Source organism: Pseudomonas sp. JS425, from assembly GCF_018223845.1.
Taxonomy (GTDB): Bacteria; Pseudomonadota; Gammaproteobacteria; order Pseudomonadales; family Pseudomonadaceae; genus Aquipseudomonas; species Aquipseudomonas asiatica.
Genome location: NZ_CP073661.1, coordinates 5,004,795 through 5,017,844, shown reverse-complemented (window position 1 = coordinate 5,017,844; position 13,050 = coordinate 5,004,795). Strand labels below are relative to the sequence as shown.

The window sequence follows — 13,050 nt, the reverse complement described above, 5'->3', positions numbered from 1 at the left end:
GGAACGCCATGCGGGAATGCGATGTGGAGCGGGTAGAGGGAATCGAACCCTCAACTAAAGCTTGGGAAGCTTTCGTTTTACCACTAAACTATACCCGCGTTTGCGCAGCACTTTTTACCAGAACCCTCAACGAATTAGAAGCCCAAGTTATTAAAAAGCTTGTCGGCGCCCCATGGTTTGCGGGTTTGAGCCACAGGACGCCGAGTTGCTCAGATGGCCAATGCATGCTGCCCCTGTTTTATAGGCTGGTAACGTTGACGAGGTTCACGCACGGTTGGCTTCAGGAACCCCAGCATGACACTGCGAGTGTCCTCGCAAGCGGCCTTGTGTTCCATATCCAGGAAGTGGCCTGCATCGCGGATCACGCTGAAGTGGCTTCGGCCCACGTGCTTGCTGAACTGCCGCGCATCTTCGACCGTGGTGTACTCGTCGCGGTCACCATTGATGAAAAGTACCGGGATGTCGATATTGCGTGCACCATCCAGCGCCCGCCCCAGGTCATGTTGCAGCACCTCGTTGATGTGGAAGTGCATCTGCGCATACTCGTGGCTGTCCAGGCTGCTGACATGGCGGTAGTTGAAGCGCTTGAACAGTGACGGCAGGTGTTTGCCGATGGTGTCGTTGATCAAATTGCCGACCTGATAACGGTCGCAGGCGGCCAGGTACTGGCAACCACGGTCCAGGTAGTCGCGCATCGGTTCGTTGATCACCGGTGAGAACGAACTCACCACTGCCTTCTTCACGCCCCGCGGCTGGTGCGCCAGCGCCAGCAGCGTACTTGCGCCACCCCACGAGAACGACATCACGTGGTCTGCCTGGAAGTGCTCGATCAGCTCGAGGAGAATATGCGCTTCGGTCTCCTTGCTGATAAAGCGTTCCTGGCGATTGTGCGGCTTGGATTTGCCAGCGTATGGCTGGTCGAACAGTACAACGTTGAACTGCGGGTGCAGGTTACGTACCGTCTGGGCGAACGAGGCCGTGGTGGCAAGCGAGCCATTGATCAGGATGATCGTATTCTCGGCCGCATCCGCGCGATAGAACTCCGTGTAAACCCGATACTGACCTTGGATATCAAGTACAGCGATTTCTGGCCTCATGTCATCGACTCCTGGCGCAAAAAGGGTATTCGCGTCACCTAGGGTGCACGTTCTTTATGACAGGTAGGCATTTGCCTGAAGAGAAACCGGGGGGCCCTGTGTCGATCCTTGGCACGTGCGTCGACGGTATTGTTTTTGGCGGGCAATTCGCCGTGCCCCAAGGCATCGAGGCCCTGGGTGGCCGGCAAAAAGTGTCTTCGACTGCGGTCGTGACTTGGTAGTCACATGCAGACTGACGATTTGGATTCAAGCAGTGGGTCGGGAATCCCGCAAGTGCCGTTCGGGGGAAAATGTGACTTTTGTCGCTGAGCGGTCGTATGACGACCCCTGATCTGTCTGGTCCGGCCTCTTCGCGGGCTCGCCCGCTCCCACAGGGATCACACCAGCCCGGAGGCCTGTGGTGTACCTGTGGGAGCGGGCGTGCCCGCGAAGAGGCCGGTACAGGCTGATTAGACCGTCGCTATTTCATCCGCCGTCAGCTCACGAAACGCCCCAGGCGCTAACCCCGGGTCAAGCCGGATCGCCCCCATGCTCTCCCGATGCAACCCCACCACCTTGTTGTCGAAATGGCCGAACATGCGCTTCACCTGGTGATAGCGCCCTTCGATGATCGACAGCCGTGCCTGGCGCGGCCCGAGGATGTTCAGCTGGGCGGGCAGGGTGGTGAGGTCTTCGAAAGCGAAGTAGAAGCCCTCGAGGAACTTGGCCACATAGTGCTCGCCAATCTCGTCCTCGGTTTGCACCAGGTAGTGCTTGGGCAGCTTGGTCGCGGGCTGGGTAAGCCGGCGTGACCATTGGCCATCGTTGGTCAGGATCATCAAGCCCGTAGTGTTGAAGTCCAGCCGCCCGGCAATGTGCAGGTCCTCACGCAAACCGGCTGGCAGCAGGTCGAGCACGGTGCGGTGTTGCGGGTCCTGGGTGGCGCTGACGCAGCCTGCCGGCTTGTGCAACATCAGGTAGCGTGCCGGGCGGCCAGCCTGCAGCAGCTGGTCGTCCAGCTCCACGCGGCTGAATTCGCGCACTTCGGCCAGTGGGTCGCTGACCACTTGGCCATCCACCCGCACACGGCGTTGCGCCAGCATCAGACGGACTTGCTGGCGGTTGTGGCTGGGCAGGTTGGCGAGGAAACGGTCGAGGCGCATGGCAAACGGTCAGTCGGAAGCGGGGGAGCGAAGTTGTTCTTCGACGGCGGCGCAGCGCGGGCACAGGCAGGCTTTGTCGCGCAGCTCGGCGGGCAGGGCTTCGAGCACGGCAGGGTCGATGGTCACGCTGTAACACCAGCAGGCCTGGGTGGCTCGGCGCGGATCTGCCAAGCTGCACTGGTTGAGGGCGCCACAAGCGGGGCAGTGCTGGTTGTCGGGCATGGCTGCCATTCACCTGTATCAAATTGTTGCAGAAATGGCACTGCACCTTGGCGGCACTGTCTTATTCAGTGTCGATGATCGCATTTCGCATCGACGCTCGCCAGCGCCGCTGTTCGGGCACTCCAGCGGTCCAGGAGGCCGCCATGTCCTATCGAATCCTGTTGATCGCCCTGCTGGGGCTGATGACTTCCGCCTGCGTTCCGTACTACGAGAGCGGGGGCTATTACCGATCGGACCACTACTACTCCGACCGTTATGTGTCACCGGATTATTACCGTTATGACCGCTATTACGTAGCGCCGCAGCCCCGTTATTATTATCAGCCTGCGCCACGCTACTACTACCGCTCGGCGCCCGCGCCTCACTACCGGTCTCATCCACAGCCGGGGATGAAGCAATGGTATGGCAACCCACGCAACGACTATGGCAACCGCCAGCGGTATGACTATGGGCGCGACCGGGATCGTCATGATTATCGCGATGGCAGCCAGCGCTATCAGCAGAATGACCGTTGGCACTCCAGCGGGCGGGGGGATGGTGACCGACGCGGGGATGGGCGGCGTGGGCACGGGCAAGGGGGGAACTGGCAGCGGTAGGTGAATTGAAAACCGGGGGCGCGTTGCGCCCCTTTCGCGACGCAAGGCCGCTCCCACAGGTACGGCGCAGCATTGGAAACCATCGCTGTACCTGTGGCGCGGCCTTGTGTCGCGATGGGCTGCAATGCAGCCCCAACTTCTCGAAGCTACCCGAGATCCGCCAGCGGATGCCGCCCCTCCCACACCTTGGCAAAATGCGCCTCCACCACCGCCGCCGGCACTTGCGCCACATCGGGCCAGTGCCAGTGCGGCTGGTTGTCCTTGTCCAGCAGGCGCGCACGCACGCCTTCGCTGAATTCCGGGTGGCGGCAGCAGTTCAGGCTCATGTTGTATTCCATCTGGAACACCTGCGCCAACGACAGGTGCCGTGCCCGACGGATCTGTTCCCACACCAGGTGTGCGGTCAGCGGGCAACCTTCATGCAACCGTTGGCCGGCATCTGCCAGCAGCGGGTCGCCGTGATGCTTGAGCCCCTCCAGCGCACGCCAGGCGGCAGCTGCGTCGGCCACGTCGAGCAACTGATCGATCACCTGTCGCCTTGGTAGCCACTGGGCCTCGGGCAACTCGGCGCAGACGCGGTGCTGTTCGGCCTTGAGCAGGCTGTTCAGTTGCAGGGCGGTCTGTTCCTGCCAGTTCAGTTGCAGCAGTTCCTCGATCAGCGCCTCTTGCTGGTACTCGCCCAGAAATCGGTCGGCCAGGCCCAGGTCCAGGGCGTCGTGGGCATTGATCGGCGCACCCGTCAGGCCGAGGAACAATCCCAGCTTGCCCGGCAGGCGGGCAAGGAACCAGCTGGCGCCCACATCCGGATACAGGCCGATGCTGATTTCCGGCATGGCCAGCCGACTGCTGGGGGTGACAATACGCACATTGGCGCCCTGCAGCAGGCCCATGCCGCCGCCCAGCACATGCCCGTGCCCCCAGCACAGCAGCGGCTTGGGATAGGTGTGCAGGGCAAAGTCCAGACGATATTCGGCGGCGAAGAAGGTGGCGGCCAGCGGGGGCACGCTACCAGGGTGGTCGCGGCAGGCTTGTACCAGCGCACGCACATCACCGCCGGCACAGAAGGCCTTGGCACCGTTGCCGCGCAGCAGCACGCAGACGATTCCCGGGTCGCGGGCCCAGGCGTGCAACTGTTCGCCCAATACTTCGATCATCGGCAGGCTCAGCGCATTGAGCGCCTTGGGCGCATCCAGGGTGGCGATGCCGATGCGGGCGCCATCGGCGCCGGTGAGTACCTCGCAATGAATGGCCATGGACTACCTCGCGCAAGTCATCGCCCAAGTATGGCTTGCCTGGCCGAACATGCCGGTCGTCGGTCGGATCGTTTGACAAGCGGGAAGGGCTTACCTAGTGTCGCGCCATTGTTTATGGAAGGCCCCATGACTGACGACGATCGCATCAAACTCGAACCCAGCTGGAAGGCCGCCTTGCGCGCGGAATTCGACCAGCCCTACATGCATCAGTTGCGCGAGTTCCTGCGCAGCGAGTACGCCGCCGGCAAAGAGATCTACCCGCCAGGGCCGTTGATCTTCAACGCACTCAACTCGACGCCGCTGGACCAGGTGAAGGTGGTCATCCTTGGCCAGGACCCTTACCACGGGCCGGGCCAGGCGCATGGTCTGTGCTTCTCGGTGCAGCCGGGCGTGGCCACGCCACCGTCGCTGGTCAACATCTACAAGGAGCTGCAGCGCGACCTGAACATCCCGATTGCCAGTCATGGCTACCTGCAGAGCTGGGCCGAGCAGGGCGTGCTGTTGCTCAACACGACCATGACCGTGGAGCGCGCCAATGCCGCGTCGCATGCCAAGAAGGGCTGGGAGTTCTTTACCGACCGGGTCATCCAGGTGGTTAGCGAGCAGTGCCCGAACGTGGTGTTCCTGCTGTGGGGCTCGCATGCGCAAAGCAAGCAGAAGCTGATAGACGGGACCAAGCACCTGGTGCTGAAATCGGTGCATCCATCACCATTGTCGGCTTACCGTGGGTTCCTGGGGTGCGGGCATTTCAGCCGGGCCAACAGTTTCCTCGAGCAGCGCGGGCTGGCGCCGATCAACTGGGCATTGCCACCCTTGTAAAGGCCTGAAATGTCGCGTTGCCTTCTTCGCGGGTGAACCCGCTCCCACAGGTACTGCACTCCCCTCAGGGCTTGTGTGGTCCCTGTGGGAGCGGGTTTACCCGCGAAGAGGCCGTCACAGTCATTCCGGGGTTGCGTTCCACACCCGGAACAACGGCTCTGCCAGAAACAGCACAAACAACAAGCGCATCACCTGCAGCGCCGTCACCAGCGGCACCGACAGCTGCAGGGTCTCCGCCGTCAGGCTCATCTCGGCAATTCCGCCCGGCATCATCCCCAATGTCAGCGAACGCAGATCCAGCGCGGTCATCATGCTCAGCACCCATGCGGCACTGCCGGCAATCGCCATGCACAACGCCGTGGCCACCAGGGTGCGGCCCAGGAACGACGGTGCGCGGCGGAAGAACGCGCGGTTGAAGTGGCAGGCCAGGCCGCTGCCGATCAACCACTGGCCGATCTGGCTGGCGCCATTGGGCAGGGTTATCTGCAGGTCGCCGGCCAGGCTCACGGTGGCTGCGACCAACAATGGCCCGAACAACCACGGGTTGGGCTGGCGCAAGCGCTGCCACAGCAGGGCGACGGCAACGCCCAGCGGTGCAATCAGCGCCAGCCAGCCCCAGCTCACACTGCCGGTGTGATTCAGCGGTACCCCGTCGCCCAGCAGGAACTTGAACAGCGCCGGCACGCACAGTACCACCGCCAGTACGCGCAGGCTTTGCGCCGCCGCCACCTGGCTGAGCACTGCGCCATTGCGGGCGCCAAGGTTGACCATCTCCCCCGAACCGCCCGGCATGCTGGCGAAGAACGCCGTGGCACGGTCTTCACCGGTGCGCCGCAGCAGCCATACGCTGATCACGCTGGACAAGGTGGTGAACAGCGCGCCGAAGAAGATCAGTGCGAAATGGCTGGCCACCTGCTCGATCACCGCCGGGGTGAAGTGCAGGCCAATGCCGACACCGATGATGCATTGCCCGCATTTGCGGCCATTGGGGATTTCCGGCAGCTGCCAGGGTGTCAGGCAGCGCACCAGGATGATCGCCAGCAACGAGCCGACCATCCACGGCAAAGGCCAGCCGACCTTGCTGGCGGCAAAACCGCCAGCAAGGCCGACCAGCCCGGTCGCGACAAACAACGGCAACGAGCGATCAGGCATCGGCCATCGCCCGGCGCTGCAGGCTGCGTTTGCGCCAGATGCGCAGAAGCGGCAGGGTCAGCATGCAAATGGTCAGTACCCATACCGACATGCTGATCGGGCTCGACCAGAGGATGCCCAGTTCGCCGTTGGAGATCGACAGCGCCCGGCGCAGGTTCTGCTCCATCAACCCACCGAGGATGAAACCGAGCAGGATCGGCGACAGCGGGAAGTCCAGCTTGCGCAGGATATAGCCCATGATGCCGATACCGACCATCAGGAACAGGTCGAAGGTAGTGGCATGCACGGCGTAAACGCCGATCGCGGTGATGATGGCGATCACCGGTACCAGCGCCCAGTTTGGCACGGCGAGGATGCGGGTGAAGATGCGGATCATCGGGATGTTGAGGATCACCAGCATGATGTTGGCGACGAACAGCGAGGCGATCAGGCCCCAGACGATGTCTGGCTGCTGTTCGAACAACAGCGGGCCTGGGGTGATGTTGTACAAGGTCAGCGCGCCGATCATCACCGCGGTGGTGCCCGAGCCAGGTACGCCCAGGGTCAGCATCGGTACCAGGGCGCCACAGCAGGAGGCGCCGATGGCGGTTTCCGGTGCGGCCAGGCCGCGGGCGTCGCCCTTGCCGAACTTGCCCTTGTCGCCCGCCAGGCGTTTTTCGGTCATGTAGGCCACGGCGCTCGCCAGTGTTGCACCGGCACCAGGCAGCACACCCATGATGAAGCCAAGCAGGCCGCAGCGGATGTTGACCACGAACACCGAGGCCGCTTCCTTGAAGTTGAACAGCATGCGGCCGGTGGCTTTGACTGCCTGGTGGCCATGGTGGGTCTTTTCCAGCAGCAGGAGGATTTCGCTGATGGAGAACAGGCCCAGCACCAGTACCACGAACTGGATGCCGTCGGCCAGGTGCACGCTGTCGCCGGTGAAGCGGTACACGCCACTGTTGGCATCGATGCCGACTGCCGACAGGAACAGGCCGATCAAAGCGGCAATGAAGGTTTTCAGCGGCTTGTCGCCGGCCATGCCGCCGAGGGCGACGATGGCGAACACCATCAGCACGAAGTACTCCGCCGGGCCGAAGGCGATTGCCCATTTCGCCAGCAGCGGTGCGAACAGCACCATGCCGCAGGTGGCGATCAGCGCACCGATGAACGAACTCCAGGCCGACAGCGACAGCGCTACGCCAGCCAGACCATTGCGGGCCATCGGGTAGCCATCGAGAGTGGTCATCACGGTCGAGGCTTCGCCGGGGATGTTCAGCAGGATCGAACTGATACGTCCGCCGTACTCGCAGCCCAGGTACACCGCTGCCAGCAGGATCAGCGCCGATTCCGGCGGCAGGCCGAGGGCGAAGGCGATGGGGATCAGCAAGGCCACGCCGTTGATCGGGCCCAGGCCCGGCAGCAGGCCGACCACGGTACCGATCAGCGTGCCGGTGAGGGCGGTGACCAGGTTGTAGGGGGACAGGGCGACGCCGAAGCCCTGGCCCAGGTAGCTCAAGGTATCCATGTGTCAGTTCTCCAGTACGCTCAGCAGGCCAAGGGGCAGGGGCACGTCCATCACGCGGTCGAACAGCCAGTAGAGAAACAGGCTCATGCCCGCCACCACGATGGCGCTGTGCAGCCAGCGGCCGCCGTACAGGCGGGCCATGGGCACGCCGACCAGGATGGCGCTGAGGATGAAGCCCAGGGCTTCGAAGGTGCTGGCGAACACGATCAGCAGGCCGACGCAGGCGGCGATCTTGATCAGGGTCTCGCGGTCCAGTTCCGGTTCATCGTCCTTGCGCACGATGGGGGTGGGGCGGAACACCAGGTACAGCAGGCCCAGGCCGAGCAGGCCGAGCGTCAACAGCGGGTAGGCGCGCGGGCCCACCGGTTCATAGGAAAACGCCGCCTGGTAAGGCCAGGCCATCACGGCCAGGGCGGAGCACACCGCCAGCAGGGCCAGGGCGAAGATGCGTTGCAGGATCATGAAGGAATCCTCGTTGGGATCACGCAAGCGAGATGCAAATCCTGTGGGAGCGGCCTTGCGTCGCGATCGGGCGCGAAGCGGCCGCAAAACCTGCCACTGCGATCTGTCTGAAGCATCGCATCGGCTGAGACAGGGGCCGCTGTGCGGCCTATCGCGACACAAGGCCGCTCCCGCAGGGATTGTGGTAACTCCGGCCAGTGTTACTGGATCAGGCCAAACTCCCTGGCCAGTGTCTTGTAATCAGCCACTTGCTTCTTCACATAGCCGTCCAGCTCTGCACCGGTCATGGCGAACGGGAACAGTTCGCGCTGGTCACGCAACTTGGCGAAGTCTTCCGAAGCCAGCATCTTGTCGAATGACTGCTTCCACCAGGCGTATTCCTCGTCGCTCACCTTTGGCCCCAGGTAGAAGCCGCGTACCACTGGCCAGACGATGTCGTAACCCTGTTCCTTGGCGGTGGGGATGTCTTTCATCTCGGGCTCGTCCAGGCGCTTTTCCGAGAACACCGCGAGGATGCGCATGTTGCCGCTCTGAATGTGCGGCATGGAGTCGGAGATGTCGGTCGAGCCTACCTGGATATGCCCGCCCAGCAACGCCGTGGCGATCTCGCCGCCACCTTCCAGGGCGACGTAGCGCAGGTCACGCGGGTTGATGCCGGCGGCCTTGGCAATCAGGGCGGTCTGCATCCAGTCCTGGCTGCCGACGGTACCGCCGGAGCCGATCACCACCTTGCTCGGGTCTTTCTTCAACGCCGCGACCAAGTCGTCGAGGGTTTTGTAGGGCGAGTCGCTTTTCACTGCGATGGCGCCGTAGCTGGTGCCGACGGCGGCCAGCCATTTCACCGCGTTCTCGTCGAAGCGGCCGAACTTGCCCTGGGCCAGGTTCAGCAGCGAACCGCTGGACCAGGCCACCAGGGTGCCGGCATCGGCCGGGCGCTGGGCGACCACGGCGTTGTAGGCCACCGCACCAACACCGCCGGGCATGTAGGTGACGCGCATCGGCTTGGTGAGGATTTTTTCCTGCACCAGGGCGCTCTGCACCAGTTTGCAGGTCAGGTCGAAGCCGCCGCCGGGCGAGGCGGGGGCAATGCATTCGGGGCGTTTCGGTTCGGCAGCGAGGGCGTTGCCGGCCAACAGCAGGCAGCCGGTAGCGAGGACGAGGCGGCGCAGTGAGTAGGTCATCGTCTTTCTCCGTGAGCGTTGTTGTTATCAAGTTATCGCTATGGGGTTACCACAGCGCCACGCTGTAGCTCACCAGCAGCCGCACCTCGTCCGCGTCGCGGGCGAAGTTGGAGCGGAAGGTGGCGTTGCGCAGGCGCACGGCGACGTTCTTCAACGGGCCGCTTTGTACCACGTACTTCATTTCGGTATCGCGTTCCCACTCCTTGCCCTCGCCACCGGCGGCGCGGCTGACGTTGTCGCCGCTGATGTAGCGGGTCATGAAGGTCAGGCCGGGCACGCCGAGCGCGGCGAAGTTGTAGTCGTAGCGTGCCTGCCAGGAGCGCTCGTCGGCGCCTGCGAAGTCGTTGATCTGGACGAAGTTGACCAGGTACGGGTCGGCACCATCGACGTACGGGAAGGCGCTGTCGCCTGACAATTGCTGCCAGGCGGCGCTGACCTTGTGCCCGCCCAGGGCGTAGCTGAGCATGCCATTGACGGTGGTGTTGTCGATGTTGCCGGCCTTGGCGGCGCCGGCGTCGTCACTCACAGCCAGGCGCAGGTCGGCGCCCAAGGTGCCGGGGCCCCATGGCTGGGTGGCGACCATGCCGATGAAGTGCTGGCGGTAGATATCGTCGAGCTGGGCAAAGTGGTAGCTGCCGGTGATGCGATCGGTGAACTGGTAGTCGAGGCCGGCCAGGTCCAGGTTGTCGGCGTTGAACGAGCCACCGAAGCGGCCGTTCTTGTTGTTCAGGGCCAGGTCTTCCCAGTTGGTGTCGTTGCGGTCCTTGGCCTTGTCCAGTCGGCCTCCGGTGAAGGTCAGGCCCTTGACCTCCTTCGAAGTCAGCAGGCCGCCTTCGAAGGTTTGCGGCAGGATGCGCCCATCGTTGGGCTGCAGGGTCGGCAGTTCGGGGATCAGAGTGCCGATCTTCAGTTCGGTCTGCGACACCTTCACCTTGCCGGTCAGGCCGAGTTTGGAGTACTCGTCGGCGGCCTTGCCGTCATCGTGCGTCGGCAGCAGGCCGGTGTCGGTGCGGTCGGGGCTGGAGTCGAGCTTGATGCCGAGCATGCCCAGCGCATCCAGGCCGAAACCCACGGTGCCATCGGTGTAGCCAGACTCGAAGTTGAGCATGAAGCCCTGGGCCCACTCGTCGCGCTTGGATTGCTGCGCACTGGTGCCGTCGCGGAAATCGCGGTTGAAGTACATGTTGCGGGTTTCGAAGGTGGCCGTGCTGTCTTCGAAGAAGGCGGCCTGACTCATCGGCGCGACACCGGCAAGCGCAAGGGCGCTGACGATGGCGGAGGGGCGTGCGGCAAAGGAACGGGTAGGCGCGAACGCCTGCGGCTGCGATGACAGCATCACTGATGGCTCCGTTTATTGTTCTTATTCGTTGCACCTTGCTGGTGCTTTTTTTCGGCGCGTAGGGCGACCGTGGTGCGATGCTAGGTAACCAACCTTTCGCTAACCTTTCAGCGTGAAAGGTTTGTCGACAGGGCTTCACAGGCCTGCCGACAGCGGTACACTCCGCGCCACCGTCCCACCCGAGCAGGGAGAATCCGATGCGTGTGCTGCTGGTCGAAGACCACCTGCAACTGGCTGAAAGCGTGGCCCAGGCCTTGAAAAGCCATGGCCTGACCGTGGATGTGTTGCATGACGGCGTGGCCGCCGACCTGGCCCTGGCCAGCGAGGAGTACGCCGTGGCCGTGCTGGATGTCGGCTTGCCGCGCATGGATGGCTTCGAGGTGCTGGCGCGCCTGCGCGGCCGTGGCAAGACCCTGCCGGTGCTGATGCTGACCGCGCGCAGCGACGTCAAGGACCGGGTTCATGGGCTGAACCTGGGCGCTGACGACTACCTGGCCAAGCCGTTCGAGCTGACCGAGCTGGAAGCACGGGTCAAGGCCCTGTTACGGCGCAGCGTGCTCGGTGGCGAGCGCCAGCAACGCTGCGGGCCGTTGGTATACGACCTGGATACCCGGCGCTTCACCTTGGGTGGCGACAACCTGACACTGACTTCTCGCGAACAAAGCGTACTGGAAGCGCTGATCGCCCGCCCGGGCCGGGTGATGAGCAAGGAGCAACTGGCCGCCCAGGTGTTCGGCCTGGACGAAGAAGCCAGCCCCGATGCCATCGAAATCTACATCCACCGCCTGCGCAAGAAGCTCGACGGCCACCCGGTGGCGATTGTCACCTTCCGTGGCCTGGGCTACCTGCTCGAGCACCGCGATGCGTGACAACGGCAGCCTGCGTGGGCGCTTGCTCGGCAACCTGGCCTTACTGCTGGTGGTGCTGATGCTGGCCAGCGGCCTGAGCGCCTACTGGAACGGCCGCGAGGCCGCCGATACTGCCTACGACCGGACCCTGCTGGCCTCGGCAAGGACGATTGCCGCAGGCCTGTCCCAGCGTGACGGTTCGCTGAGCGCGGATGTGCCCTACGTGGCCCTGGACACCTTCGCCTACGACAGTGCCGGGCGCATCTACTACCAGGTGCTGGACATCCAGCAGCGGCTGATTTCCGGCTACGAGAACCTGCCAGCGCCGCCGCCGGGCACGCCGCGTACCGACGACTATCCGGCGCTGGCGCGGTTCTACAATGCCACCTACCTGGGCCAGGACGTGCGCGTGGTCAGCCTGCTGAAGCCGGTGAGCGAGCCGAACATGAACGGCATGGCGGAAATCCGTGTGGCCGAGACCGAGGAAGCGCGGGTGCGCATGGCCCGTGGCCTGATGGCCGATACCCTGCTGCGCCTGGGGATGCTGGCGCTGGGCGCGCTGGTGATGGTGTGGTTTGCCGTGAGTGCCGCGTTGCGGCCGCTGGAGCGCCTGCGCACGGCGGTGGAAGAGCGCCAGCCGGACGACCTGCGGGCCTTGCCGGTGGTGCAGGTGCAGCGGGAGCTGGGCCCGCTGGTGCGGGCTTTGAACCATTTCACTGAGCGTTTGCGCGGCCAGTTCGAGCGCCAGGCGCAGTTCATCGCGGACGCTGCCCACGAGTTGCGCACGCCGCTGGCCGCGCTGAAGGCGCGGGTCGAGCTGGGCCTGCGTTCGACCGAGCCGCAGGAGTGGCGGCAGACACTGGAGTCCGCGGCCCAGGGCACCGACCGGCTGACCCATCTGGCCAACCAGCTGCTGTCGCTGGCGCGGGTCGAGAACGGTGCGCGGGCGATTGCAGAAGGCGGCGCGCAGCGCCTGGACCTGAGTCAGTTGGCTCGTGAGCTGGGCATGGCCATGGCACCGCTGGCGCACAAACGCGGGGTGGCGCTGGCCCTGGAGGCCGAGGCGCCGGTGTGGCTGAAGGGGGAGCCGACGCTGCTCAACGAGCTGTTGAGCAACCTGGTGGACAATGCCTTGGCGCATACGCCGGCTGGCGGCAACGTGATCTTGCGAGTGCTGGCGCCGGCGGTACTGGAGGTGGAGGATGACGGACCGGGGATTCCCGAGGCCGAGCGTGAGCGGGTATTCGAGCGCTTCTACCGGCGCAGTGCGCAGGGCAGTGGGCTTGGATTGGCGATTGTCGGCGAGATCTGCCGGGCGCACCTGGCACAGGTGAGCCTGCATGACGGTGCGAAGGGCGGGTTGCGGGTGCGGGTGAGTTTTATCGCGGATTGATGTGTTGCCTGTACCGGCCCTTTCGCGGGTGAACCCGCT

The 13,050-nt window shown here is 64.0% G+C and carries 13 protein-coding genes and 1 tRNA gene; 4 read left to right on the top strand and 10 right to left on the bottom strand.

What is annotated here, in order from left to right; translation table 11 throughout:
- Nucleotides 1–24 precede the first annotated feature (24 nt).
- From KDB76_RS23140 to KDB76_RS23125, 4 genes are all read right to left on the bottom strand, one after another.
- Nucleotides 25–98, bottom strand: a tRNA-Gly gene (locus tag KDB76_RS23140).
- 111 nt (nucleotides 99–209) lie between these two features.
- Complete coding sequence (locus KDB76_RS23135; RefSeq protein WP_038410114.1) at nucleotides 210–1,097, bottom strand: alpha/beta hydrolase; 888 nt, start codon at nucleotides 1,095–1,097, stop codon at nucleotides 210–212.
- Between the two features lie 449 nt (nucleotides 1,098–1,546).
- On the bottom strand, nucleotides 1,547–2,239 hold the full coding sequence (locus KDB76_RS23130; protein ID WP_013974015.1) for a pseudouridine synthase: 693 nt from the start codon (nucleotides 2,237–2,239) through the stop codon (nucleotides 1,547–1,549).
- 9 nt (nucleotides 2,240–2,248) lie between these two features.
- A complete protein-coding gene (locus KDB76_RS23125) occupies nucleotides 2,249–2,461 on the bottom strand; it encodes a cysteine-rich CWC family protein (protein WP_015271611.1) in 213 nt (70 codons plus the stop codon).
- A gap of 143 nt (nucleotides 2,462–2,604) precedes the next feature.
- Between KDB76_RS23125 and KDB76_RS23120 the strand changes: the two genes are divergently transcribed.
- Nucleotides 2,605–3,057 carry a hypothetical protein gene (locus KDB76_RS23120; protein ID WP_024087683.1) on the top strand — a complete coding sequence of 151 codons (453 nt, stop codon included), beginning with the start codon at nucleotides 2,605–2,607 and terminating at the stop codon, nucleotides 3,055–3,057.
- A gap of 146 nt (nucleotides 3,058–3,203) precedes the next feature.
- On the opposite strand, the gene KDB76_RS23115 is transcribed toward KDB76_RS23120, so the two are convergent.
- The gene (locus tag KDB76_RS23115) at nucleotides 3,204–4,310 is read right to left on the bottom strand and encodes an enoyl-CoA hydratase/isomerase family protein (protein ID WP_013974012.1); all 1,107 of its coding nucleotides are present in this window, start codon (nucleotides 4,308–4,310) and stop codon (nucleotides 3,204–3,206) included.
- Between the two features lie 126 nt (nucleotides 4,311–4,436).
- On the opposite strand from KDB76_RS23115, the gene ung reads away from it, so the two are divergent.
- A complete protein-coding gene (gene ung / locus KDB76_RS23110; RefSeq protein ID WP_024087682.1) occupies nucleotides 4,437–5,129 on the top strand; it encodes a uracil-DNA glycosylase in 693 nt (230 codons plus the stop codon).
- A gap of 120 nt (nucleotides 5,130–5,249) precedes the next feature.
- Here the strand turns inward: ung and KDB76_RS23105 are convergent, their stop codons facing one another.
- The 5 genes from KDB76_RS23105 to KDB76_RS23085 all read right to left on the bottom strand — a co-directional run bounded on the left by KDB76_RS23105 (nucleotide 5,250) and on the right by KDB76_RS23085 (nucleotide 10,767).
- Nucleotides 5,250–6,281 carry an AbrB family transcriptional regulator gene (locus tag KDB76_RS23105; protein WP_013974010.1) on the bottom strand — a complete coding sequence of 344 codons (1,032 nt, stop codon included), beginning with the start codon at nucleotides 6,279–6,281 and terminating at the stop codon, nucleotides 5,250–5,252.
- Nucleotides 6,274–7,788 carry a tripartite tricarboxylate transporter permease gene (locus KDB76_RS23100; protein ID WP_013974009.1) on the bottom strand — a complete coding sequence of 505 codons (1,515 nt, stop codon included), beginning with the start codon at nucleotides 7,786–7,788 and terminating at the stop codon, nucleotides 6,274–6,276. Before KDB76_RS23100 ends, KDB76_RS23105 begins: the two co-directional genes overlap by 8 nt.
- A gap of 3 nt (nucleotides 7,789–7,791) precedes the next feature.
- A complete protein-coding gene (locus KDB76_RS23095; RefSeq protein WP_013974008.1) occupies nucleotides 7,792–8,250 on the bottom strand; it encodes a tripartite tricarboxylate transporter TctB family protein in 459 nt (152 codons plus the stop codon).
- Between the two features lie 200 nt (nucleotides 8,251–8,450).
- On the bottom strand, nucleotides 8,451–9,431 hold the full coding sequence (locus KDB76_RS23090; protein ID WP_013974007.1) for a tripartite tricarboxylate transporter substrate binding protein: 981 nt from the start codon (nucleotides 9,429–9,431) through the stop codon (nucleotides 8,451–8,453).
- A gap of 46 nt (nucleotides 9,432–9,477) precedes the next feature.
- The gene (locus KDB76_RS23085; protein ID WP_013974006.1) at nucleotides 9,478–10,767 is read right to left on the bottom strand and encodes an OprD family porin; all 1,290 of its coding nucleotides are present in this window, start codon (nucleotides 10,765–10,767) and stop codon (nucleotides 9,478–9,480) included.
- 200 nt (nucleotides 10,768–10,967) lie between these two features.
- Between KDB76_RS23085 and KDB76_RS23080 the strand changes: the two genes are divergently transcribed.
- Together KDB76_RS23080 and KDB76_RS23075 are read left to right on the top strand one after the other, a co-directional pair.
- A complete protein-coding gene (locus tag KDB76_RS23080; protein WP_013974005.1) occupies nucleotides 10,968–11,639 on the top strand; it encodes a response regulator in 672 nt (223 codons plus the stop codon).
- The gene (locus KDB76_RS23075; RefSeq protein WP_013974004.1) at nucleotides 11,632–13,011 is read left to right on the top strand and encodes a sensor histidine kinase; all 1,380 of its coding nucleotides are present in this window, start codon (nucleotides 11,632–11,634) and stop codon (nucleotides 13,009–13,011) included. Before KDB76_RS23080 ends, KDB76_RS23075 begins: the two co-directional genes overlap by 8 nt.
- Nucleotides 13,012–13,050: the final 39 nt, after the last annotated feature.

Coding starts and splice junctions, on each gene's coding strand:
- KDB76_RS23130 (WP_013974015.1), bottom strand. CDS start 2,239: ATGCGCCTCGACCGTTTCCTCGCCAACCTGCCCAGCCACAACCGCCAG.
- KDB76_RS23100 (WP_013974009.1), bottom strand. CDS start 7,788: ATGGATACCTTGAGCTACCTGGGCCAGGGCTTCGGCGTCGCCCTGTCC.
- KDB76_RS23115 (WP_013974012.1), bottom strand. CDS start 4,310: ATGGCCATTCATTGCGAGGTACTCACCGGCGCCGATGGCGCCCGCATC.
- KDB76_RS23090 (WP_013974007.1), bottom strand. CDS start 9,431: ATGACCTACTCACTGCGCCGCCTCGTCCTCGCTACCGGCTGCCTGCTG.
- KDB76_RS23120 (WP_024087683.1), top strand. CDS start 2,605: ATGTCCTATCGAATCCTGTTGATCGCCCTGCTGGGGCTGATGACTTCC.
- KDB76_RS23105 (WP_013974010.1), bottom strand. CDS start 6,281: ATGCCTGATCGCTCGTTGCCGTTGTTTGTCGCGACCGGGCTGGTCGGC.
- KDB76_RS23080 (WP_013974005.1), top strand. CDS start 10,968: ATGCGTGTGCTGCTGGTCGAAGACCACCTGCAACTGGCTGAAAGCGTG.
- ung (WP_024087682.1), top strand. CDS start 4,437: ATGACTGACGACGATCGCATCAAACTCGAACCCAGCTGGAAGGCCGCC.
- KDB76_RS23095 (WP_013974008.1), bottom strand. CDS start 8,250: ATGATCCTGCAACGCATCTTCGCCCTGGCCCTGCTGGCGGTGTGCTCC.
- KDB76_RS23125 (WP_015271611.1), bottom strand. CDS start 2,461: ATGCCCGACAACCAGCACTGCCCCGCTTGTGGCGCCCTCAACCAGTGC.
- KDB76_RS23135 (WP_038410114.1), bottom strand. CDS start 1,097: ATGAGGCCAGAAATCGCTGTACTTGATATCCAAGGTCAGTATCGGGTT.
- KDB76_RS23085 (WP_013974006.1), bottom strand. CDS start 10,767: ATGCTGTCATCGCAGCCGCAGGCGTTCGCGCCTACCCGTTCCTTTGCC.
- KDB76_RS23075 (WP_013974004.1), top strand. CDS start 11,632: ATGCGTGACAACGGCAGCCTGCGTGGGCGCTTGCTCGGCAACCTGGCC.